The sequence below is a fragment of the Micromonospora sp. NPDC048871 genome (genome assembly GCF_043198155.1).
Taxonomy (GTDB): Bacteria; Actinomycetota; Actinomycetes; order Mycobacteriales; family Micromonosporaceae; genus Micromonospora.
Genome location: NZ_JBICUM010000002.1, coordinates 273,072 through 295,225, shown reverse-complemented (window position 1 = coordinate 295,225; position 22,154 = coordinate 273,072). Strand labels below are relative to the sequence as shown.

Below are 22,154 nucleotides of genomic sequence, written 5' to 3'. Positions count from 1 at the left end.
AGATCTCCAACTCGGCTGACCGGATCGTTCCGCAGCGGTGCGGGATCGTGGCTGGTGCGCCCCGGACGGGGAGGGCCAGGATTGACCCATGACCGCAGCACTCGTCGTGATCGACGTACAGGAGTCCTTCCGCCGGCGCGCGAACTGGACGGCCTGCTCACAACCGGACATCGTGGGTCAGGTGAACCGGCTGGTCGAGGCCGCCCGCAGCCGGGGTGACCTGGTCGTGTGGGTGTTGCACGCCGAGCCGGACAGCGGTGACGTGTTCGACCCGGCGCGCGGCTTCGTCCGACTGATCGACGGGTTGCGGCCGGTCGAGGGCGAGCCGGTGCTGACCAAGTACGTGCACAACGCCTTCACCACGACCCGGCTCCAGCAGTTGCTCACCGCCAGCGGCATCCAGGAGATCACCGTCTGCGGGATCCGTACCGAGCAGTGCTGTGAGACCACCGCCCGGCTCGCCGCCGATCTCGGCTACGAGGTCACCTTCGTCGTCGACGCGACCGCCACCATGCCCATCGAGCACCCGGAGGCCCCGCCCGGCCGGACGATGACGGAGATCCTCGCCGATCCCCGCACCCTGGGCACCGAGGAGATCATCGAGCGCACGGTGTACGCCCTGTCCGGTCGGTTCGCCACCATCCGTACGGTCGACGAGGTGACCGGCCCTGGTGCCGGTCGGCGCCGACCGCTGAGGCCCGCGTGAGTCGGGTCGTCTTTCTGCTGCTGCCCCAGCTGCATCTGCTGGATCTGGCCGGTCCGGCGCAGGTCTTCTCCACGGCGCAGGACGAAGGGCTCGACTACCGGCAGTCCTTCGTCGCGGAGAGCAGCGAGGTGGTCACCGCACAGGGGTTGCCGGTGCGCGCCGATGTCGACTGGCCCGACCTGGACCCGGCCGACCTGGTCGTCGTCCCCGGCTGGCGGTCACCCGCCTCCCACGCCGAGCCGGTGCAGCCCGCCACGCTGCGCCGGCTCGGCGCGCACCACGCCGCGGGCGGGATGGTGGTCAGCGTCTGCGGGGGCGCCTACCTGCTGGGTCGCGCCGGGCTGCTGGCCGGACGCCGGTGCACCACCCACCACGACCTCCAGGAGGACCTGGCCCACCGGTATCCGACCGCGACCGTGCTACGCGACCGGCTGTACGTCGTGGACGACCGGGTGGCCACCTCCGCCGGCATCGCCAGCGGCATCGACCTGGCCCTGCACCTGGTGGCCACCCGGCACGGACCGGCGCCGGCGGCCCGGATCGCCCGGGAGATGGTCGTGTACGCCCGGCGCAACGGACACGAGCGGCAGGACAGCGCGATGCTGCGCTACCGCTCGCACCTCAGCGAGGTGGTGCACCGGGTCCAGGATCTGATCGACGAACGGTTCACCGAGACCTTGCCGCTGGGGGAGTTGGCCGGTGTGGCCCGGGTCAGCGAGCGCACCCTGACCCGGCTGTTCGGCGCCTCCACCGGCCTGACCCCGCTGCGCTACCAGCAGGTGCTGCGGGTCGAGCGGGCCGAGCACCTCATCGGCCACGGGGTGGCCGTGGAGGCGGCGGCCCGGGCGGTCGGCTTCACCGACGCCCGGATGCTCCGCCGACTGCGCGCCCGCACCCGCTCGACCCGCTCTCTGACCTGAACTATCGGGACATCAGGAACACGACCATCGCGATCACCGCCAGGGCGGCCAGCACCGCCGCGGCGATCTTGGCCTTGCTGTACGGCCGCTCCCCGATGACCTCACCGGTACGGGCGTTGACCAGCACCTGGTACGACCGCCCGCCGTGCAGGTACGCGGCGATCCACACCGGCAGCAGCAGCAGCTTGTAGGTCACATCGGAGTAGTTGGTGTCCACCGCGTCGACCTGCTGCTCGTCGCCGCCGATGTCCGAGCGGCAGTCCCCCTCGATGACCGGCGCCATCCGGGCCTTGGCCTCCACCAGACCGGCCTCCGGCTCGGTGTCGTAGCGCAGCGCGTGGTACCCGGCCAGGTAGTCCTGCTCGTACGGCACCGCCTCGTTGAGCGGCCACGGGGCCAACTCGTCGAGCTTCTCCGTCGGCAGGTGTGTGGTGGCCGGCACCAGCACGTCGTCGAAGTCCCGGCGCACCGTGCCGCTGGCCGAGTGCCACCGGGTGTGCCGGACCTGCCGGGTGCGGGTCTCCGTCTTGCCGTCCACCGTCACCGTGTACGTCTCGGTGGTGTAGTAGTACTCGCCGCGCTTGCCCTGGTAGTCCGAGACGGTCCGCGCGTCGAAGGTCCAGTGCGGCAGGTAGGTGCCCTTGAGGGTCTCCGCCTCGCTGACCTTCTTCAGGCTGCTCGGGGCGAACCATCGGCTGCGGCACCAGGTGCTCAGCGCGGTGCGTACCCCGTTGCGGTCCACCGCGAACGGCAGCACCGCCTCCGGGGCGATCAGCTCGTCGGCGGCCTGCTGCGGCACCAGGGGGGTGGCGCAGAACTGGCACCGCTCGGCCAGGGCCGCGCTCTCGGTCGAGGCACCACAGCCCGGACACCGGTAGACGTACGCCCCCACGGCGGCGGCCGGCTTGCGGGCCAGGGTGGCCAGCCCGTCGAAGGAGTGCTCGCGTACCTCCCGGGTGGCGGCGGCGATCTGCTGCTGGTGCCCGCAGTAGGGGCACTGCAGGGCGGTGGTGCCGGGTGCGTGCTCCACCCGGGCACCGCAACCCCCGCAGCCGTACGACGGGGGCGAGACAGCGGTTTCACTCATCGGTGTACCCTCCCGATCCCGATGGTCACTGCGGCGGCAGCGGCGGCGGGACGCTGGCCAGCACGGACGCCAGCTCCGGCACCTGCCCGGCCGGCTGCCACTGCGCCATGCCGGCCCGCCAGACCAGGGTCTCCGGGCCGAAGGCGCCGGCACCGGCCTGCGCGGCCAACCCACCGAGGTCGTACGGGCCCTGACGCTGCCCGGCGACCCCGAGGAACCACTGGGCCTGACCCGGCAGCGGCGGCGGCTCGGCGGCGGCCGGCGGTGCGGCGGCCTGCGGTGCGGGGGCGTACTGTGCGGGAGCCTGCGGTGCGGTGCTCTCGCCGGACATGGCCCGGGCCATCTGCTGCCCCAGGGCCATCCCCATGCCCATGCCGACCCCGGCGCCGGCCTCGCCGCCCGGGTTGTTCGCCGCCGCCTCCAGGGCGGTGGCCGCCTGGTACCGGGTGAACCGGTCCAGGTCGCCGACCGCACCCATCTCGGTGCGCTTGTCCAGCGCCCGCTCCACCTCCGGCGGCACGGAGACGTTCTCGATGACGAACTTCGGGATCGCGATGCCGACCTCGGCGAGTTCCTCGGTCAGCGCCCCGGCCAACTGGCGGCCGATGGTGTCCTGGTGGGCGGCCAGGTCCAGCAACGGCACCCCGGCCCGGGCCAGGGCCCCGCCGAGGCGGCCCACGATGAGCTGGCGCAGGTACTCCTGCACCTCCTCGGTGCGGAACTGCGGGTCGGTGCCGACCAGCTCCTTCAGCAGCCGCTGGGCGTCCACCACCCGGGCCGCGTACGCGCCGAAGGCCCGCACCCGGACCACCCCGAACTCGGGGTCGCGCAGGATCACCGGGTTCTGGGTGCCCCACTTCATCTCGGTGAACTGGCGGGTGTTGACGAAGTACACCTCGGCCTTGAAGGGCGAGTTGAAGCCGTACTTCCAGCCCTTGAGGGTGGACAGGATCGGCATGTTGCGGGTTTCGAGGGTGTGGGTGCCCGGCAGGTAGACGTCGGCTACCTGACCCTCGTTGACGAAGACCGCCGTCTGGGACTCCCGGACGACGAGCTTGGCGCCCATCTTGATCTCGTTCTGGAACCGAGGGAATCGCCAGACGATCGTGTCGCGGCTGTCGTCCAGCCATTCGATGATGTCTACGAACTCGCCCCTAAGGCGGTCCATGAGCCCCATCGTGTCCCCTCCACATACCGAGATCAACTGTGTGGCGGCGACGATAGCAACCGCGCGCTAGCTGCGGTTCCACCTGCCGTCTCGGTACGGGGGCCCGCTCGATGGAACCGGGGTCGCTGATCGGAGGCGAAGATCATCGGGTACCCTCGCCCCTCCTCGGGACCCCTTAGGCGAACCGCTCCGGGTCGCCCGCCCCGACCCGCACGATCTCCGGTTCCCCCTCGGAGAAGTCGACCACCGTGGTCGGTTCCGTGCCGCAGTCACCCGCGTCGATCACCGCGTCCACGGCGTGGTCCAGGCGTTCCTTGATCTCCCAGCCCTGGGTCAGCGGCTCCTCGTCACCGGGCAGCAGCAGGGTGCTGGACAGCAGGGGCTCACCCAACCCGTCGAGCAGGGCCTGGGTGACGGGATGGTCGGGGATGCGGACCCCGACGGTGCGCTTGCGGGGGTGCAGCAGCCGACGCGGCACCTCCTTGGTGGCCGGCAGGATGAAGGTGTACCGACCCGGGGTGGCCGCCTTCACCGCCCGGAAGATCGCGTTGTCCAGTTGCACGAACTGGCCGAGCTGGGCGAAGTCCCGGCAGACCAGGGTGAAGTGGTGGCCGCTGTCCAGGTGACGGATCTCCCGGATGCGGTCCATGCCCTCCTTGTTGCCGAGTTGGCTGCCGAGGGCGAAGCAGGAGTCCGTCGGGTAGGCGATCAACCCGTCGCGGCGCAGGAGGTCGACGACCTGCCCGATGAGCCGGGGCTGCGGGTTGTCCGGGTGCACGTCGAAATACCTGGCCATGACCGGAAGCTTAGAGCGCGGGCGGCGGGGCGGGACGGCCCTCCGGTGCTCAGCGCTGTTCCGCCGAAACGGCGGTGTCCCACCGCCGGGCACCCCGCCGTTTCGGCGATCCGGCGCACCCAACTGTCGCCTTGCCGACAGTGTCCCCCGGCGGTGCAGGTCGACACCCATCGTTGTCTTATGAGCGCGCGTGGCTATCCGGAGGTGCTCCGGTACCCCGTCATGCCCACCCCGGTACGGATCACCGTGCTCGTCTTCGGGCTGCTGTCGCTGCTGTTCGCCCTGGCCACCGTCCATCGTCTGCTGACCGAGGGCGGCTCGCTGGGCGCGGCGGTCTTCTTCGCCGTGATGACGGTCGCCTGCCTGCTGGTGACCACCGCCCTGGCCACCCGCCGGGCCTGGGCACCCTTCCCGGCGTACGCCCTGGCGGGTCTGCTGGCGGCGGCCTCGCTGGGGCTGTTCGGCGCCATCACCTGCGTCGGGGCGGGCCTGCTGGCCTGGGTGCTCTGGGCCCTGAACACCCGGGCCTCCCGCGACTGGTTCGGCGGCCGGCGTCGGCTGCGCTGACGCCTGCCGCCGTGACATCTGTTAAGAGGGGGCCCCTGTACCACGCCAGGCGTTAACAAGGGGCCCTTCCTTACCGGGTGGTTACGCGGCGGCTGCCGGCTCCTCGGCCTCGTCCTCCGCGTCCTCCTCGACCGGCTTGTCCTCGGCCTTGGCCGGCTTGTCCTCGGCCTTCTCGGCGGTCGCCTCCGGGGTCGCCTTGGGGTTGGTCCAGGAGAACTCGATCTCGACCGAGTACTCGTCCTTGCCCTCCTGCTCGATCTCCAACTCGCAGTTCACCTGGTCGGCCACCGCCAGGGTGCCGGCCGCACCGTAGAAGATCTGCCCGGTCTCCAGCTGGTTGGCCACCTGCCGCAGCCAGGCCGCCAGATCCGTCCGCGACACGGTGCGCTCGTCCTCGTAGATATCCATGCCGACATGCTGGCATTGCCCGCTCGGGCTCCGTCGTCAGGGTGCCGGAACATGCCGAGCGCCTCAGCGGTGCCGGCGACGGGTGGCGATCGCCCGACGGGTGGGGCGGCGGACCACGGCGATCCGGTCGCCCCGGGTGCGTACGGAGGTGCGGCCGCCCCGTCGACGGCGGACGATCAGATCGACCGTGTACCCGCCGAGGCGTACCCCCTCCAGGACCAGGTCGGGCAGCCAGGGCGGCAGGTGGGGGTCTACGAAGATGGTCCGCAGGGGTGCGGCGGGTCGCAGCGCCAACAGGGCCTGGATCAACGCGATGACCGCGCTGGCCGACCAGGCCTGCGGGGAGCAGGCGCTCGGATAGACCCCGGGGTGGGGATGGGCCTCGTCGCGGGGCAGCCCGCTGAGCACCTCCGGCAGACGGTGCTCGGCGAAGAGGGCGGAGGCCGCGAACATCCCCTCGGCCAGCCGGTGCAGGTGCTCCCAGCAGCCGTACCGAGCCAGCCCGATGCCGATGGTGCCGGCCTCGACCGGCCAGACACTGCCCCGGTGATAGCTGAACGGGTTGTACGCCGGATGCCCGGCCGACAGGGTCCGGACCCCCCAGCCGCTGAACATGTCCGGCGCCAGCAGCCGGTCGGCGACCAGGGGGGCGATCCGCGGCGGCACGATCCCGGTGGCCAGCAGGTGCCCGTCGTTGGAGTTGACCGACCGTACCGGCTGCCGGTCCGGGCCCAGGGCCATCGCGTAGCAGCCCTGCTCGGGCAGCCAGAAGGCCCGGTGGAACCGGCGACGCAGGGCGACGGCCCGAGCGGCCAGCCGGGCGGCCACGGCAGGATGACCGGTCACCGCGTAGATGCCGGCCGCGTGCCGCAGCGCGGAGTACCAGTAGGCCTGCACCTCGCTGGTCGCGATCGGATTCGGCACCACCCGGCCCCGCTCGTCGACCACGGCGGTGTCCGAGTCCTTCCACCCCTGGTTCTTCAGACCGCCCCGGGACCGGCGGTGGTACTCCAGGAAACCGTCATGGTCCAGGTCGCCGTACCGGTCGATCCAGGACAGGGCCCGGCCGGCGGTCGGCAGCAACTCCCGCACGGTGTCAAGGTCCGCCGTCCAGGCGTGGTACTGGCCCAGGAAGATCAGGAAGTCCGGGGCGGTCGACCAGTCGCCGTGGTAGTGGGCGAAGGGATCGAGATTCAGCTCGGACAGCGGGCCCCGGCGCGCCTCGTGCAGCGGTTTACCGGGCTCCTCGTCACGCCAGTCGTCGATCCGCCGACCGAAGTGCCCGGCATTGAGCCGGAGGCTGTCCGCGAGCATCGTCGGCCCGGCGAGCATGGCCTGCCAGGAGGCGGTCATCGTGTCCCGACCGAAGATCTCCTGGTAGATGGGCAGCCCGGCGATCGGCGCGGTGGGCCCGGCCGCTTCGCCGAGGGGGAGCCCGGCCAGATCCTCGCGGGCGCACCGCCACGCCGCGGTGACGTCGAAGTTGCTGCTGGTCAGCCGGGCCAGTTCGGCGGTCAGCCGGCGGCGTGCCGATCCGGCGGCGTCATCCGGGTCCTTGAAGTCCGCCGGTGGAGCCGGCAGCCGCTGGCCGTCGAAGATCGGCTCCACGGCCAGGTCGACCCGGCTGAGGCTGCCGGGTGCCAGGGCCACCTCGACGGTGAGGGTGCCGTCGGCGTACCGGATCGGGGCCTGCGCCTGGACCCGGATCGCCACCGCCCGGTCGAGCCCGTCGCACCGGTAGGTCAACAGCAGTTCCTGCCCGAGGCGATCCCACCGGGCCTCGACCGCACCGGACTGGAGGCGGCGGCCACTCTCCGCCTCGCTGGTGTCGGCGAAGTCGGCGTCGAGTCCGATCCGCAGGCACAGATCCAGGTGCCGGTCGGCGTAGCTGAACAGGGTCAGCCGGGTACGCAGTCCCGCCGCCACGAACCGCTCGACCGACAGGTACGCCGCCCGGGACGGCAGCACCTCACCGTCACCCAGTTCGGCGTACGACAACTGGGCGTGCCCCTGCACGGTGGCCGTGCTGAACGGCACCGGCTCACCACCGTCGACGGTGATCCGCTCCGTACTGAGCACCCGGGTGTTGCGGGCGAAGAAGCCCTGCGGACCGACACCGGTGATGCGTCCGCGTACGTCCGTGACCAGGGTGCTCCAGCCGCTGGCCACATAGAGCAGGTCCGGGCGTACCCGCAGGTTCCGCACCCGGCTCATCCCGACCCCCTGACCTCCCGTGCGGCGCCGCGAGCGACGGTGGGTGCGGTTGTTACCCCCCTGCGCCCCCGATACACCCGCCCGCCTGCCTGCCTCGACCCCGCTGGCGCGAGCGGGGGATGCTGTCGGCAGGCGACGCCAGTGCGAGCGGGCGGCGGGACAGGGGGAGTGGTCGTGGCAGGGGTGTCCCATCCGATCTTCGCCCGGCTCTACGAGCGGTTCAGCGCCCAACTGGATCGGGCCGGGATCGCCGAGCACCGCCGGGCCCTGACGGTCGGCCTGTCCGGCCGGGTGATCGAGGTGGGTGCCGGCAACGGGCGGATGTTCGGGCACTATCCGCCCGAGGTGACCGAGGTCGTCGCCGTCGAGCCGGAACCCCGGCTGCGGGCCGCGGCGGTCACCGCGGCGCGCAGCGCCCCGGTCCCGGTCACCGTCGTCGACGGCCTGGCCGAGGCCCTGCCGGGCGCGGACGGCGAGTTCGACGCGGGGGTCCTGGCCCTGGTCCTCTGTACGGTGCCCGACCAGGCCGCCGCCCTCGGCGAACTGCGCCGGGTGCTGCGTCCCGGCGCGCAGGTGCGCTTCCTCGAACATGTCGCCGCGCCACCGGGCACCGGGCTGCGTCGCCTCCAGCGGCTGGTGGACGCGACCGTCTGGCCGCTGCTGCTGGGCGGATGCCACACCGGCCGCGACACCGCCACGGCGATCACCGCCGCCGGTCTCACCGTGGAGGAACTGCACCGGTTCCGCTTCCCCGAGACCGGCCCGGTGGGCCCGGCGGCCCCGCACATCCGGGGCCGCGCGCGGAAACCGGCTTGAGCGGCCCCCATCGGCAGCGGCCGTTCGCCTGATTGCGCCGGCTGGCTAGGCTGCTCATGCTCGGGCCAGGACTGCCGGGGGGTGGGGATGGGCAGGGGCGTGATGCTCAGCGTCGTCGGCGGGCTGTTCTGCCTGCTGGTGGTGCTCGTGCTCGGTTGGGGGCTGGTCGCGTACAACCGGTTGGTCCGGCAGCGCAACCAGGTGCAGGCCTCCTGGGCCCAGATCGACGTGCAGCTCAAACGCCGCTACGACCTGATCCCCAACCTGGTGGAGACCGTCCGGGGCTACGCGACACACGAGAACGCCGCCCTGACCGGGGTGATCGCCGCCCGCAGCGGGGCGATCGCCGCGGCCGGTGCCCCCGCGGTGGGCCACCGGGCGGAGGCGGAGAACACCCTCACCCAGGCCCTGGGGCGACTGTTCGCGGTCGCCGAGGCGTACCCGGAGCTGAAGGCCAACCAGAACTTCGCGGCCCTGCAGGGCGAACTGGCCCGTACCGAAGACAAGATCGCCTACGCCCGGCAGTTCTACAACAGCGCGGTGTTGACCTTCAACACGACTGTCCAGTCCATTCCCACCAACCTGGTAGCGAACCTCGGCGGGTTCCGACCGACGGAATACTTCCAGGCCGACGGGGCGGAACGCGCCGCCGTCCAGGTCCGGTACTGACGGCGAGAGCACCACAAGGGAGGCCGGGTTGTTCGTCGAGATCGCGGTGATCGCGGTGGCGGTGGCCGGCTGGTTCGCGGTGTACGGTGCCATCCGGTTCGCCACCCGACCGGCCAACCCGACACCGGCGCCGGCCACCATGGAACTCGGCGACGAACCACCGGCCCTGGTCAACCTGCTGGCCAACCGGTGGACGGTCACCGAGGACGCGGCCGAGGCTACCCTGCTCGATCTCGCGGCCCGTGGCTTCGTCGAGCTGCGCCAGCCGGGCGACGACCCGATGCGGACCACCCTGCATATGCCCGCCTCGCCGCCGGACGAGACCGGGCTGCGTCCGTACGAACGCCGGGTGCTGAACCGGGTGCGAGGGCTGGCCGCCGGCGGGGCGCTGCCGTTGACCGCCCTGACCTTCCGCGACCAGGGCCAGGCAAAGGCGTGGAACAGGCGGTTCCGCGCGGAGGTGGTCGACCACGCGCGGCAGGCCGGGTTGTCCCGGCGGCGCTTCGGCCCGAGGGTTACCGCGTTGCTGTCGGCCGCCGCCCTGGTCGCCGGGGTGTTCGTCTGGCTCGCCGTCACCAGCTACGGAGTGTCGCACTCGGCCGGGGGCATCCGGGGTATGGCCGCCGGGTTCTTCACTTTCGCGGTGCTGTCCAGCCTCGGCGCGGCCGCGCAGGGCGAGCGGGACACCCCCCGGGGCGCCGAGGTGGCGGCGCGGTGGCTGGGGGTGCGGGACTGGCTGCGGGGGCACGAGCAGTTCGATGATCTGCCCCCGGCCTCGGTGGCGATCTGGGACCGGTACCTAGGCTACGGCGCGGCCCTGGGCACCACCCACCTGACCAGCGCGGTACTGGACCTGGGCATGGGCGATCGGAAGCTGGTCTGGTCCTCGTACGGGGGCACCTGGCACCGGGTCCGGGTCCGCTACCCCCAGCGGACCCACCAGGGTCGCACCCTGCCGGGACTGCTGCTCAGAGCGGTGATCCCCGGCGGGCTGGCGTTCTTCGTGCTGAGACTCTTCGGCCCGGTGGCCGATCCCACCCCGACCAGCGACTATCCCGGCTCCCGAGCCTTCTCCATGGTCATCTTCGGCCTGGTCGTGGTGGCGGGGCTGATGCTGGCCCGGGCCGTCTACACGGTGGTGCGCGGGGTGGTGGACCTGTTCACCGAACGCACCATCACCGGCGAGGTGCTCTGGGTGCAGGTGTGGAAGTCGACCTCCCAGGGGGAGAACATGCCGTCCCGGCCCTGGCTGTACCACCTGGCGGTGGACGACGGCCGCGGCGACCGGACCACCGCCTGGGGGCTGCCGAGTCAGTGGGCCGGGGACTGCCACGACGGGGACACCGTGACCATCCGGGTGCGGCCCTGGTCCCGACGGGTGGTCGGGTTCGCGGTGGTGGGCCACGGTCGGTCCCGGAACCTGACCGAACCGGTCACCCACCCCAGCGAGATGTCGGCCGCGACCGGTGCCGAATCGCCCGCGTACCTGATCACCCCGGAGGAGATCGGCGAGGCGCTGGGCCTGGCGGTGCACGCCCCCGAGGCGGTCGACCTGCCCGGCCCGGTCAGCGGGGTGCAGTTCCGGGCGGCCGGGGACGGCCAGCCGGTGCTGACCATCCAGGCGGTCTCCGGCACGGCGGCGGAGTGGATCTGGCGGATCAACACCCGAGGTCAGGAAGTGCCCGGGGTGGGCGACGGGGCGTACCTGCGCGGCGAGCGGGCCGTGCTGCGCCTGGGTGACCGTACGCTGCTGGTGACCCTGCACGGTGCCGCCCGGTCCCGGACGGCCAGCCTGCCCTGGCTGCTGACCCAGGCCGCCACCCGGGCCTCGGCGGGCCGCCCGGAGACCACCGGCTGACCGGGATCATTCGGCAGTCGCCGGTCCACAGAGGGTCACCCCCCGCGAGGTCTGCCAGTAGAGCACCTCCCGACCGGACCGGCGCTTGGTCACCAGACCGGAGTCGAGCAGCACCCGCAGGTGGTCACCGACCGAGCCCAGGGACAGCCCGGTGACCGAGGCCAGCTGCGAGGTGCTCAGCGGGCTGGTCAGCCGGACCAGGATGGCCGCCCGGTTCGCCCCGATCAGCCGGTCCAGCCCTTCCGGCACCGGTGGGGTGGTCTCGGCGAGGATGCCGGTGGCCGGGTAGACCATGCCGAACCGGGTAGGTTGGTCCCACAGCACCCAGCCCCGAACGCAGTGGGCCGGGACGAACACCAACTCCTCGGCCCGGTCGAGGGGCAGTGGTGCCGCCGGGTAGTCGTTGACCCGCAGGCAGCCGTCACCCAACCACCGCATCCCGGGATTGAAGCCGGCCAGCACCCCGGCCCACCCCTCGGCGCTCAGCCGGGCGGTGCGGGCCACGATGTCGGCCTGGAGCCGACGTCGGCGGTCCGGCCACTCCGGCCGTACGGTGTGCCCCCAGACCCAGTCCAGCAGGAACACCACCTCGGCGGTCAGCCCGTCGCCGGACAGGATCTCCGGTAGCGGGCCGGGCCGGGTAGCCCGCAGGTCCGCGCGGATCTGGTCGTCACCGCGTTCAGCGACGACGGCCAGTTCCTCGGCGAAGTCCGGTGCGGCCGTCGCGGGGGCCAGGGTGAGGAAGTCGGCCGTCCACCGTGGTTGGAAGGCCGCCGCCAGCACCGCCCGCAGGGTCGCCCGCCGCGCCAACATCTGTCGGTACGCCCCGAGGTGCGGCTGTCGCCAGGCGTGCTGCCAGGGACGGGCGGGGTGGTGCAGGGCCCGCAGCGCGGCGACCGTGTCCGTCATCGGCGAGACGACGAACCGGCTGCGCGCCAGCAGGTCCACCGGTACCCGCCAAATCGACATGTTTCGCCTCCAGCCGTAACTCTACGGGTACGCCCCGGACGCCACGAGGATCGTGCCGGTGAGGACCTACTCGGACCTGTTCGCCGTAGCCGAATTCCGCAACCTGTTCGTGGCCAACTGCGCCGGCATCGCCGCCCACACCACCTCGGCGCTGGCCCTGGGCTCGCTGACCTATGCCGCGACCGGCTCCGCCCTGCTCACCGCCCTGAGCATGTTCGGTGCACCCCTGGCGGGCGTGCTCGGCAGCCTGACCCTGCTCTCGGCGGCGGACAGCCTGCCGCCACGTCGGGCCCTGGGCCTGGCCGCGCTGGTCGCCCTCCTGGGGGCCGGACTGCAAACCCTGCCCGGGCTGCCGTTGTGGGCCCGGTTCGCGGTCATCCTGATCGTCGCGTACGTCGGATCGGTCACCGGGGGTGCCCGCTGGGCCCTGATCAACGACATCCTGCCCGCCGGTGGGTACGTGCTGGGCCGCTCGGCGATGAACGTCAGCGTCGGGGTCATGCAGATCGCCGGGTTCTCCGCCGGCGGGCTGCTGCTGGTGTGGCTGAGTCCGGACCAGGTGTTCGGAGTGGCCGTCCTGCTGCGGGCGGTGGCGCTCGCGGTCACCCGCCTCGGGCTCAGGGAACGTCCCGCGCGGGCCACCGGAACCGCCTCCACCCGCCGTACCCTGCGGGTCAACCGGCAACTGTGGCGGGACCCGGGCTGCCGGTCGCTCTACCTCAACCTGTGGCTGCCCAACGGTCTGGTGGTCGGCTGCGAGGCGCTGTTCCTGCCGTACGCGGGCCAACGGGCCGGTTTCCTCTTCGCCGCCGGGGCCCTCGGGATGCTCGCCGGTGACGTCCTGGTCGGACGCTTCCTCTCCCCGTCCGCGCGGGACCGGTGGGTGCTGCCCCTGCGGCTGCTGCTCCCGCTGCCGTACCTGGTCTTCCTGGTGCAGCCGGCGCTGCCGCTGGCGATGCTGGTCGCCCTGGTCGCCTCGGTGGGTTTCGCGGTCTCGCTGCCGTTGCAGGAGCGGCTGATCGCCCGGGCCCCGGCCGAGGCGCGGGGCCAGGTGCTGGGTCTGAATCACAACGGCACGATGACCGGGCAGGCGGTGTTCGCCGCCCTGGCCGGGGTGCTGGCCGACCTGGTGCCGACCCACCTGGCGGTGGCCGCCCTGGCCGGCTCCTCCCTGGTCATGACGGCCCTGCTCACCCCGGGCCTGCGCGGCACCCATCCGGTGTCGGCAGAGACTCCGGAGTCGACCGGACCCAGCCGGGTCGGGGGCGGGCCCGGATGAGGGCGGCCGATGTATTGACTTTCGTCATGCATGCAAAAAGATGTATGGGTCTTGGCTGAAGCTGTGCCGTCGTGAGGATGAACTGATGCGTCGTCTCCCCAGGACCCCCATCCGGGTCACCTCCGGGCTGCTAGCGCTCCTCCTGGCCACGGCGGTCGGAATCCTGGTCGGTGCGGCCCCGGCGGCGGCGCACGGCAGCCTGGCGATGTCCACCCCGAAGGCCGACGCCACCGTGACCGAGCCGCTGACCAGGGTGCAGCTCTACTTCACCGAACAGGTGGTACCGAACGCCCACTTCGCGGTCACCGCACCGGGTGGCATCCGGATCGACAACGGCTGGACCCAGGGGGAGCCCCGCCCACTGGACCAACCGGTGCGCGAGTACTTCCTGGTCGACGGCACCTTCCAACCCCGGGAGTACACCACCGGCTACCCGGCGGTGGTCAACCTGGCCCACCTGCCGGCGACCGGGCGGTACACGGTCAGCTACCTCTCCGTGGCCTCCGACGGGGAACCGGTACGCGGCACCCTGAGCTTCCGCTACACCGGGCCGGTGACCCCGGCCCCGGCCGGATGGCGCCCCCCGACCGATCAGCCGGACCCGGCCCTGGTGGCCGCCGTCGACCAGCACGGGCACGACGCCGAGCCCGCACCCGCCTCCGCCGTCCCACCGGCCTCGGCACCCCCGGCCGCCGCCCCGACGCCACCCGCCGAGGGCGGCCTGAGGGCCGGGGCCTGGACGGGGGTGGCGGTGGCGGTCGCCGTCGCCCTGATCGGCCTGCTCCTCTGGCGCCGCCCCACCCTGGCCGCCGGGTTGCTCCACCGCCCGAGCCGTACCGCTCCGGGTCGCCGCCCCGCCACCGGCTCCCGCCCCAAGGGAAAGAAGAAGACCACCGCTCGCTCCGGTGCGACCGCTCGCTCCGCTGCGGTGACCCCTCGTTCTGGCGCGACCGCTCGCTCCGGTCCGGCGACCGCAAAACCCGGGCGAGGCGGTACCGGGTCGGATCGGGGCATTACCGGGTCGGACCGGAGCGCTACCCGGTCGGATCGGGGCAGCACGGGCGAGGCCGGGGCGGCCGACCGAAGGGGTGCGTCTGTCGTCGCGGCGACCCGGCCCCGGCCGTCCGGCGACCCGGTCACCGTCGGCCTTCCGGCGGCTGCCGAGTCGGCGGCACCGGCGGAATCGTCGGCGTTGGCCGACGAACCCGTGCCCACCGACCGGTCCAGCAACCTCCGCCTGGCCCTGCTCGTGGGTGGGTTGGTGATCGCCCTGTTGGCCGGTTTCGGGCTGGGCCGGATCGGCGGCGGCGAGCAGCCCGGCAACACCGAGGCCCGGCCGGGGGACCCAGGGGTACCGGCCGGATCGGCCGTCGGCGGCGGGCACCAGCACCCCCCGGGCACCGGGGCACACACCCACCCCGGGGAGGACCAGGTGGCCGGGGCGGGGGTCAGCGCGGCCGGCTACACCCTGCAACCGGTGCAGCGGTCCCAACCCCCCGGCGTACGGGTGGACTACCAGTTCCGCATCGTCGACGGCAACCGGCAGCCGGTGACCGACTTCGCGGTCGTACACGACAAGCCTCTGCACCTCATCGTGATCGGCCGGGACCTCAGCGGCTACCAGCACCTGCACCCCAGCATGGGCGAGGACGGAGTCTGGCGGGTGCCCCTGGAGTTGCCCCGGGCCGGTGACTACCGCCTGTACGCCGACTTCTCCGTCACCACGGCTGACGGCCGGCAACTGCCGCTGGTGCTCGGGGTCGACCACCAGGTGCCGGGGGTCTACTCACCGGCACAGTTGCCCGCCCCGGCGCCCCAGGCCACCGCCGGGCCCTACACGGTGTCGATGGAGGGTGCGCCGACCATCGGGCTGAGCGCACCGATCGTGCTCCGGGTGGCCGGTGCCGCCGGGCCCGCCGAGTTGCAGCCCTACCTCGGGGCGTACGGGCATCTGGTCGTGCTGCGGGAAGGGGACCTGGGCTATGTGCACGTGCATCCGGAACCGGAGGTGGTCGACGGGGCGGTCACCTTCTGGCTGACCGTGCCGAGCCTCGGGCGGTACCGGGCCTTCTTCGACTTCCAGGTGGACGGCAAGGTGCACACCGCGGAGTTCACTCTGGACCTGAGCTGAGCAGATCCACTGTGGCAGCGAGCGGGCTGAGCACTGGGAGCGCTCACACCGGACCTTCCGGGAGATGTTGCTCGTAGATTTCGCCGAAGTGTCGATCAGGGTCTTGACGATCGTTGTTAGCGCTAACACCATAGGGGTCCCGTCACGCTCGCGTCTGGAGCCCGCCATGCACGTGCCCGTCGCCGCTGCCGCCGACCCCTGCCCCGACTCGTCTCGCCCCACCCCGCTGCTGACGATCGTCCGCACCATGACTCGCCTGCTGCGCCGGATGCGGCCCGGTCGGCAGGGTCTGGGGGTGGCCACGGTCGGCACCCTGGTCGGCGCCGCCGCCCTGGTGCCCGGTGCCGCCGCCCACGCCGACCAGCCCTGGTCGCCCCGCTCGTCGTACACCTCGACGGATCGGGGCGACGGCACCTACACGGTGCCCCTGCTGCGCTCCGACGTGCCGGACATCAGTGTGGAACGGGTGCCGGCCGCTGAGAACGACGAGGGCCGGGACATCTACTACATGATCAGCACCACCATGCACCTGAGCCCGGGCGCGCCGATCATGAAGTCCTACGACCTGGTCAACTGGGAGATCGTCAACTACGTCTTCGACCGGGCCAGCATCGGCGACTCGTTCTCCCTGCGCAACGGCCAGAACTCGTACGGGCAGGGCCAGTGGGCCTCCTCGCTGCGCTACCACGAGGGCATGTTCTATGTCGCCTTCAACACCAACAACCTGGGTGGGGCGTACATCTACCGCACGGACGACATCGAGAACGGGGCCTGGCAGCGTACGGCGTTGGGCCGGGGCCTGCACGACCCCTCCCTCTTCTTCGACCACGACGGTACGCCGTACATCTTCTACGGCAACGGCACCATCAGCGCGGTACGCCTCAACGCCGGGCTGACCGCCATCGTGGCCGACTACCCGAACGTGTTCAGCGCCAACGACTACGCCGGTCAGCCCTTCATCGGCGGCCTGTTCGAGGGCGCCCAGTTCTACTACATCGACGGCCAGTACTACGCCGTCATCATCACCTGGCCCTCCGGTCAGGGCCGCCAGGTGGTTATGCTCCGCTCACCGGAACTGCTCGGCCGGCACACCGCCCCGGGTGGGACGAACACCTGGCAGGCGCGCGGGGTGCTCAACTCCAACGGCTTCGCCCAGGGCAGCCTGGTGCCGATCGCCCGCCCCGGCGGCGCCACCGACTGGTACGGCATGTTCTTCCGGGACACCTTCCCGATCGGGCGGATCCCGGCCCTGATCCCCGCCACCTGGTCCGACGGCTGGCCGACCTTCGGCGACAACGGTGTGGTGCCGGTCGAGGGCGGGTTCGACAAGCCGATCCGGCTGAGCCCGGCGGAGGAGCTGTTCGAGCGGCAGAAGAGCATCGTGGTCTCGGACGACTTCGCCAACGACGCGCCGCACAAGGCGTACATGGACGAGCAGTGGACCATTCCCACGCCGCCGGCCATCGACGAGTCCCTGCTCGGTGTCGAACTGCTGACCAACCCCGGCTTCGAGGCCGGGGAGCTGTCGCCGTGGGCCCCGCAGTTCGGGGCGACCCTGACCCGGGACACCACGGACCCGGCGGCCGGCGCGGCGGCCCTGCGGGTCGGCAGCCGTACCCTGAACGGCTCCGGCCCCCACCAGTACCTCGCCGGCAAGCTGCAGCACGGGGTCACGTACACCGTCTCCGCGAAGATCAAGTACACCTCGGGTCCGAGCAGCGTCCGGTTCAACCTGGTCGCCGACTGGGGCTCCGGGGTGCAGGTGATGACCTTCGGCACCGTGCCGGCCGGGCAGTGGACCACCGTCACCGGCCAGTACACCCTGCCGGCCTCGGCGAATCTCAGCAATGTCAAGTTCGCCGTGGAGACCCCCTGGGCCAACCCGCAGCCGGCCTCCTCCAGCGTGGAGTACCTCCTCGATGACGTGTCGATCGTCGGGCAGCGCTCCAGCATCGAACACCCGACCGAGGCGGAGATCCGGCCCAACGGGTCGCGGCTGGACATGGCCTGGGAGTGGAACCACGCCCCGGACAACCGGTACTGGTCGCTGACCGACCGGGAGGGCTGGCTGCGGCTGACCACCGGCAAGGTGGTGACCGGCGACTACGTCTACACCAAGCTGTCCAACCGGGCCGAGCTGGCCTGGTTCGAGGAGGCCCGCAACACCCTGTCCCAGCGGACCTTCGGCCCCCGACAGTCCGTCGAGACCAGGATGGACATCTCCCGGATGCGCGACGGGGATGTCGCCGGGCTGGCCGCCTACAACCGGGGCTTCTCGTACGTGGCCGTCAAGCGGGCCGGTGGGGTGAACACCCTGGGGGTGGTCAACCGGGGTCAGCCCTTCGCGGTCGACCTGGACCAGGCGACCCTGGAGAACTTCCTGCCCGGCACGACCGTCGCGCTCGGTGAGGCCACCGAGGTGCACCTCAAGGCCGACCTGGACTTCGCCGCGCCGACCGGGCAGCTCTGGACCACCTTCCACTACAGCCTGGACGGGCTGACCTGGACCCAGTTGGGCACCCGGGTCGGTCCGCAGGTCCTGGACGGCAGCCTCGCCCACTTCATGGGTCACCGGGTCGGCCTGTTCAACTACGCCACCCAGCAGACCGGCGGGCAGGTCGACTTCGACCACTTCCTGCTCAGTGACACCCTCACCGCCCAGAACCGGCCCCTGGACACCACCGCCCTGGACGCGGCCATCGCCCACGCCGGCACCCTGGACCAGGCGCAGTACCCGGCCGAGGCCTGGGCCGCGATGCGGGCCGCCCTGGCCGCCGCGACCACGGCCCGGGCCGGTGAGTTCGGCACCCAGAACCAGATCGACGCGCCGGAACGGGCCCTGAGCTACCAGCTCGCCCGGCTGGGGGTGCTGCGGGACGCCGCCGAGGTGCCGGTCACCGTCAGCGCGCAGACCCGGTGCGTCGCCGGCAAGGCGTACCTGGCGGTGCAGGCCCGCAACGACCACGACGGTCCGGTCGAGGTGGTCGTGGAGACCGCGTACGGCCAGCGCAGCTTCCCGGCCGTCGCCCCGGGCGCCAACGCCTTCCAGCAGTTCACCACCCGGGCCACCGCCATACCGGCCGGTACGGCGACCTTCCGGGTCACCGGCACGGTCGAGGGTCGGACGGTGACCACCGTCCGCACCGCGGAGCACGCCGCCACCACCTGCGGCGGCTGACCCCCTGAGCTGCCCCGGGGCCGGACCCACGCCGGCCCCGGGGCCCCCGTCCCATGTGAAGGAGGGCATTTGTGACACCCCATCTGCGAAGGGTGGCCCGTCGCCGGGTCGCCGCGGTCGCGGCGGCCGGCCTGCTGCTGGCCGGTTTCGTGTCCGCGGCACCGGTCCAGGCCGCCGAGGCCGACCTCATCGTCAACGGCGGCTTCGAGCAGGGGCTGACCGGCTGGTTCGTCAACAACGGCAACGCCACCGACGCCGCGACCCTGACCCCCACCAGCGACGCCTACTCCGGATCGAGCGCGGTGCACGTCACCGACCGGGCCACCACCGGCTCCGGCCCGATGCAGGACCTCTCCGGCAAGGTGCAGGCCGGGCAGACCTACGCGCTGAGCGCCCGGATCAGGTACGACAACCCACAGTCCCCGGCGACGAAGCAGTTCTTCGCCACCATGCACTACGGCGGCGGCACCTACACCAACCTGGTCAGCGTGACCGCCACCCGGGGTCAGTGGGCCCACTTCAACGGGCAGTTCACCATCCCGGCCGGGCAGGGGGTGTCCACCGCGCGGCTGTTCTTCGAGACCCCCTGGACCAGCGACCCGTCCAGCGACCCGGACCTGCACCTGATGGACTTCACCCTCGACGAGGTCTCCGTGGTCGGCGCCCCGCCGCCCCCGCCCGCCTCGAAGACCATCGAGGTGGTGGGCAAGCTGCCCGGTGAACACAACCCCTTGATCGGGCACAAGTTCGGTGCCGACGGGTACGGCTTCGTCCACGACGGCCGGGTGTACATGTACATGACCAACGACACCCAGGGGTACGCCCCGAACCCCACCACCGGGGTCTCGCCGGGCATCAACTACGGCGACATCAACCAGATCACCGTGATCTCCACGACGGACATGGTCAACTGGACCGACCACGGTGAGGTCCCGGTCGCCGGCCCCAACGGTGTCGCGCCGTTCACCAACAACTCGTGGGCGCCCGGCATGGCCAAGAAGGTCGTCGACGGCCAGGAGAAGTTCTTCCTCTACTACGCCAACGGCGGCGGCTCCAGCAACGTGATCACGGGTGCCTCGCCGGTCGGCCCGTGGACCAGTGAGCGCACCAGCACCCTGATCGACGGTCGTACCCCCGGTGCCGAGGCGGTCGCCTGGAAGTTCGACCCGGCGCCCTTCGTCGACACCGACGGCGAGCCGTACCTCTACTTCGGTGGGGGTCCCGCCTCGACCAGCATGCCGGCGGCCGAGCGGTTCAACAATCCGAAGAACCTGCGCGCGATCAAGCTGGGCGACGACATGGTGTCGACCGAGGGCACCGCGGCTGTGGTGGACGCCCCGGTGGCCTTCGAGGCCGCCCAGGTGTTCAAGCGCGACGGCAAGTACTACCTGTCGTACTCCTCGCACTTCGGCGGTAGTGACTTCGGGGGCAACCAGACCCCGCTGCCCGGCTACCCCGGTGGCGGCCAGATCGGCTACATGATCTCCGACGACCCGATGTCCTGGCCCAAGGAGACCTACGCCGGGGTGCTGTTCCCCAACCAGTCGCAGTTCTTCGGCACCGGCACCGGCGGCAACAACCACCAGTCGGTCTTCGAGTACGAGGGCAAGTACTACTTCACCTACCACGCCCCGACCCTCAACAAGCGGATCAACGGCAACACCACCCAGGGCTACCGCAGCCCGCACATCCAGGAACTGGCCTTCAACCCCGACGGCACCATCCAGCAGGTGGTCGGCACCTACGCCGGGGTCGAGCAGGTCCGGGACTTCGACCCGTACCGGGTGTTCGAGGCGGAGACCTTCGGCTGGAGCAAGGGCATCGCCACCGCCAAGGTCGACGGCGGCTCCGCCGAGTTCGGTGGCTCCGCCCCGAACCTGGTGGTCCACGACATCGACAACGGGGACTGGACGGCCCTGTCCTCGGTGAACTTCGGCTCCGGCGCCGACCGGGTGACCGCCAGGGTGCGCCCGCTGGCAGCCGGTGGCCAGATCCAGGTGCGCCTCGACGAGGTAGCCGGGCCGGTCGTGGCGACCATCCCGGTGGAGGGGACCCTCGGCGAGTGGACGGAGCTGACCGCCTCCCTGGAGGGGGTCTCCGGGGTGCACGACCTCTACTTCACCTTCAGCGGTGCCGCCGGGGCCGACCTGTTCGAACTGGACACCTGGCAGTTCACCGCCGCCACCGACCAGCTGCCGGTGACCGCCACCGCGCAGACCCGGTGCATCGGCGCGAACGTGTACCTGGCGGTGCAGGCCCGCAACGACCACGACGGGCCGGTCGACATCGAGTTGGAGACCGCCCACGGCAAGCGCACGGTCTCCGGGGTGGCCGCCGGGGCCAACGCGTACCAGCAGTTCAACACCCGCACCGCTACCCTCACGGCCGGATCGGTGACGGTCCGGGTCACCGGCTCGATCGAGGGCCGGACCGTGACCACCACCCACACCGTCCCGCACTCGGGCGCCACCTGCGGCGCCTGACCGACCCTCGGGCAGAAACGGAGCATTGAATGGACACAGGCAAACGCGGGCGGCTGCTGGCCGCCGGTGCCGCCGGCACCCTGCTGGTCGGCGCGGTGGCGCTGGCCGGGCCGGCCCACGCCGAGCCGGGTGACGAGACCGGGGTGGAGGTGACCGTCGAGATCGAGGAGATCCGGCAGCCGGGTGTCCTCGCCATGTCGGTCTCCGCCGACTCGGTGGCGTTGTCCGAGGACGGGTCGACGCTGCTGGTCCGCCAGTTCACCGGCAACCTGCCGACGGTGACGGTCACGGACACCCGTACGGCCGACGAGGTGCCGGCCGGTGCCGCGTGGGCGGTGCTGGGCAGCGCTACCGATTTCGTCGGTGACGCCGACCAGGCCCCGATCGGTGCCGGGCACCTGGGTTGGAAGCCGAAGCTGATCGACGGTGGGGACACCGGCCTGGTCAGCGCCGGTGAGGAGGTCGTCACCGTCGTGGACGAGCCGACTCAGCCGGGTAACAACGTGGGTCTGGTGGACCAGGAGCTGCTGGTGTCGACCTTCGAGTCGGGTGCGGTGACCCCTGGCGAGTACACCGTCGACGCGGACCTGTTCCTGCGTACCCCGGCGGATGTCGCCGCGGGTGCGTACACCTCGACCCTGACCCTGTCCCTGTTCGAGTAGCAAACCGGCCGTGGGGGCCGCGCGGTGCGGGCGGCCTCCACATCCGGTGCGGGATCGACGAAACCAACCCGTGCGCGGCTACGTCAGATCGGCATGACAACCACACGCTACGGGAGACTGGCCGTCGTTCCCCTGCTGTTGCTGGCGTGGGGGGGCGGGGGGGCGCCGCCCCCCCCCCGGGGGGGGGGCGGCCCCCCCCCCCCCCCCACCCCCCCCCCCCCCCCCCCGGCCCCCCCGCCCCCG

General features: G+C 71.9%; 17 protein-coding genes. 11 read left to right on the top strand and 6 right to left on the bottom strand.

Annotated elements, in window-relative coordinates:
- The first annotated feature begins 88 nt into the window (after positions 1-88).
- Together ACGFIK_RS05950 and ACGFIK_RS05945 are read left to right on the top strand one after the other, a co-directional pair.
- Entirely contained in the window at positions 89-706 is a 618-nt protein-coding gene (locus ACGFIK_RS05950; protein WP_393337945.1) for a cysteine hydrolase family protein, read from the top strand.
- Positions 703-1,626, top strand: a complete 924-nt coding sequence (locus ACGFIK_RS05945) for a GlxA family transcriptional regulator (protein WP_393337943.1) — start codon at positions 703-705, stop codon at positions 1,624-1,626. The genes ACGFIK_RS05950 and ACGFIK_RS05945 overlap by 4 nt, the downstream gene beginning before the upstream one ends.
- Position 1,627: 1 nt before the next feature.
- On the opposite strand, the gene ACGFIK_RS05940 is transcribed toward ACGFIK_RS05945, so the two are convergent.
- The 3 genes from ACGFIK_RS05940 to ACGFIK_RS05930 form a co-directional block, all read right to left on the bottom strand.
- Positions 1,628-2,713: a hypothetical protein gene (locus ACGFIK_RS05940; protein WP_357530893.1), complete on the bottom strand. Its 1,086-nt coding sequence runs from the start codon at positions 2,711-2,713 to the stop codon at positions 1,628-1,630.
- Positions 2,714-2,738: 25 nt separating this feature from the next.
- Positions 2,739-3,881 (bottom strand): SPFH domain-containing protein, encoded by a 1,143-nt coding sequence (locus ACGFIK_RS05935; protein WP_327025278.1) that lies wholly within the window; start codon positions 3,879-3,881, stop codon positions 2,739-2,741.
- Between the two features lie 175 nt (positions 3,882-4,056).
- Positions 4,057-4,677, bottom strand: coding sequence for an L-threonylcarbamoyladenylate synthase (locus tag ACGFIK_RS05930; protein WP_327025279.1), 621 nt, complete (start codon positions 4,675-4,677; stop codon positions 4,057-4,059).
- Between the two features lie 180 nt (positions 4,678-4,857).
- Here ACGFIK_RS05930 and ACGFIK_RS05925 point away from each other — a divergent pair, with 180 nt between their 5' ends.
- On the top strand, positions 4,858-5,244 hold the full coding sequence (locus tag ACGFIK_RS05925) for a hypothetical protein (RefSeq protein ID WP_327025280.1): 387 nt from the start codon (positions 4,858-4,860) through the stop codon (positions 5,242-5,244).
- A gap of 81 nt (positions 5,245-5,325) precedes the next feature.
- Here ACGFIK_RS05925 and ACGFIK_RS05920 read toward each other — a convergent pair whose 3' ends face one another.
- Together ACGFIK_RS05920 and ACGFIK_RS05915 are read right to left on the bottom strand one after the other, a co-directional pair.
- A complete protein-coding gene (locus ACGFIK_RS05920) occupies positions 5,326-5,652 on the bottom strand; it encodes an amphi-Trp domain-containing protein (RefSeq protein ID WP_327025281.1) in 327 nt (108 codons plus the stop codon).
- Positions 5,653-5,715: 63 nt separating this feature from the next.
- Positions 5,716-7,866 (bottom strand): glycogen debranching N-terminal domain-containing protein, encoded by a 2,151-nt coding sequence (locus tag ACGFIK_RS05915; protein WP_393337939.1) that lies wholly within the window; start codon positions 7,864-7,866, stop codon positions 5,716-5,718.
- Between the two features lie 174 nt (positions 7,867-8,040).
- Between ACGFIK_RS05915 and ACGFIK_RS05910 the strand changes: the two genes are divergently transcribed.
- The 3 genes from ACGFIK_RS05910 to ACGFIK_RS05900 all read left to right on the top strand — a co-directional run bounded on the left by ACGFIK_RS05910 (position 8,041) and on the right by ACGFIK_RS05900 (position 11,209).
- The gene (locus ACGFIK_RS05910) at positions 8,041-8,682 is read left to right on the top strand and encodes a class I SAM-dependent methyltransferase (protein WP_327025283.1); all 642 of its coding nucleotides are present in this window, start codon (positions 8,041-8,043) and stop codon (positions 8,680-8,682) included.
- A gap of 87 nt (positions 8,683-8,769) precedes the next feature.
- On the top strand, positions 8,770-9,351 hold the full coding sequence (locus ACGFIK_RS05905; protein WP_393337936.1) for a LemA family protein: 582 nt from the start codon (positions 8,770-8,772) through the stop codon (positions 9,349-9,351).
- Positions 9,352-9,379: 28 nt separating this feature from the next.
- Complete coding sequence (locus ACGFIK_RS05900) at positions 9,380-11,209, top strand: DUF2207 family protein (RefSeq protein ID WP_393337933.1); 1,830 nt, start codon at positions 9,380-9,382, stop codon at positions 11,207-11,209.
- A 6-nt stretch (positions 11,210-11,215) separates the two neighbouring features.
- Here the strand turns inward: ACGFIK_RS05900 and ACGFIK_RS05895 are convergent, their stop codons facing one another.
- A complete protein-coding gene (locus ACGFIK_RS05895; RefSeq protein WP_393337931.1) occupies positions 11,216-12,178 on the bottom strand; it encodes an ArsR/SmtB family transcription factor in 963 nt (320 codons plus the stop codon).
- A 58-nt stretch (positions 12,179-12,236) separates the two neighbouring features.
- Between ACGFIK_RS05895 and ACGFIK_RS05890 the strand changes: the two genes are divergently transcribed.
- From ACGFIK_RS05890 to ACGFIK_RS05870, 5 genes are all read left to right on the top strand, one after another.
- Complete coding sequence (locus tag ACGFIK_RS05890; protein ID WP_327025287.1) at positions 12,237-13,457, top strand: MFS transporter; 1,221 nt, start codon at positions 12,237-12,239, stop codon at positions 13,455-13,457.
- Between the two features lie 85 nt (positions 13,458-13,542).
- Positions 13,543-15,588: a copper resistance protein CopC gene (locus ACGFIK_RS05885; RefSeq protein ID WP_393337928.1), complete on the top strand. Its 2,046-nt coding sequence runs from the start codon at positions 13,543-13,545 to the stop codon at positions 15,586-15,588.
- Between the two features lie 166 nt (positions 15,589-15,754).
- Complete coding sequence (locus ACGFIK_RS05880; RefSeq protein WP_393337925.1) at positions 15,755-18,766, top strand: family 43 glycosylhydrolase; 3,012 nt, start codon at positions 15,755-15,757, stop codon at positions 18,764-18,766.
- 71 nt (positions 18,767-18,837) lie between these two features.
- Positions 18,838-21,249, top strand: a complete 2,412-nt coding sequence (locus ACGFIK_RS05875; RefSeq protein WP_327025290.1) for a family 43 glycosylhydrolase — start codon at positions 18,838-18,840, stop codon at positions 21,247-21,249.
- 29 nt (positions 21,250-21,278) lie between these two features.
- A complete protein-coding gene (locus ACGFIK_RS05870) occupies positions 21,279-21,911 on the top strand; it encodes a hypothetical protein (RefSeq protein WP_393337921.1) in 633 nt (210 codons plus the stop codon).
- Positions 21,912-22,154 lie beyond the last annotated feature (243 nt).

Bases quoted from the DNA above. Each gene is read 5' to 3' on its own strand.
- ACGFIK_RS05950 (WP_393337945.1), top strand. From the start codon at position 89: ATGACCGCAGCACTCGTCGTGATCGACGTACAGGAGTCCTTCCGCCGG.
- ACGFIK_RS05940 (WP_357530893.1), bottom strand. From the start codon at position 2,713: ATGAGTGAAACCGCTGTCTCGCCCCCGTCGTACGGCTGCGGGGGTTGC.
- ACGFIK_RS05935 (WP_327025278.1), bottom strand. From the start codon at position 3,881: ATGGACCGCCTTAGGGGCGAGTTCGTAGACATCATCGAATGGCTGGAC.
- ACGFIK_RS05930 (WP_327025279.1), bottom strand. From the start codon at position 4,677: ATGGCCAGGTATTTCGACGTGCACCCGGACAACCCGCAGCCCCGGCTC.
- ACGFIK_RS05925 (WP_327025280.1), top strand. From the start codon at position 4,858: ATGAGCGCGCGTGGCTATCCGGAGGTGCTCCGGTACCCCGTCATGCCC.
- ACGFIK_RS05920 (WP_327025281.1), bottom strand. From the start codon at position 5,652: ATGGATATCTACGAGGACGAGCGCACCGTGTCGCGGACGGATCTGGCG.
- ACGFIK_RS05915 (WP_393337939.1), bottom strand. From the start codon at position 7,866: ATGAGCCGGGTGCGGAACCTGCGGGTACGCCCGGACCTGCTCTATGTG.
- ACGFIK_RS05905 (WP_393337936.1), top strand. From the start codon at position 8,770: ATGGGCAGGGGCGTGATGCTCAGCGTCGTCGGCGGGCTGTTCTGCCTG.
- ACGFIK_RS05895 (WP_393337931.1), bottom strand. From the start codon at position 12,178: ATGTCGATTTGGCGGGTACCGGTGGACCTGCTGGCGCGCAGCCGGTTC.
- ACGFIK_RS05885 (WP_393337928.1), top strand. From the start codon at position 13,543: ATGCGTCGTCTCCCCAGGACCCCCATCCGGGTCACCTCCGGGCTGCTA.
- ACGFIK_RS05880 (WP_393337925.1), top strand. From the start codon at position 15,755: ATGCACGTGCCCGTCGCCGCTGCCGCCGACCCCTGCCCCGACTCGTCT.
- ACGFIK_RS05870 (WP_393337921.1), top strand. From the start codon at position 21,279: ATGGACACAGGCAAACGCGGGCGGCTGCTGGCCGCCGGTGCCGCCGGC.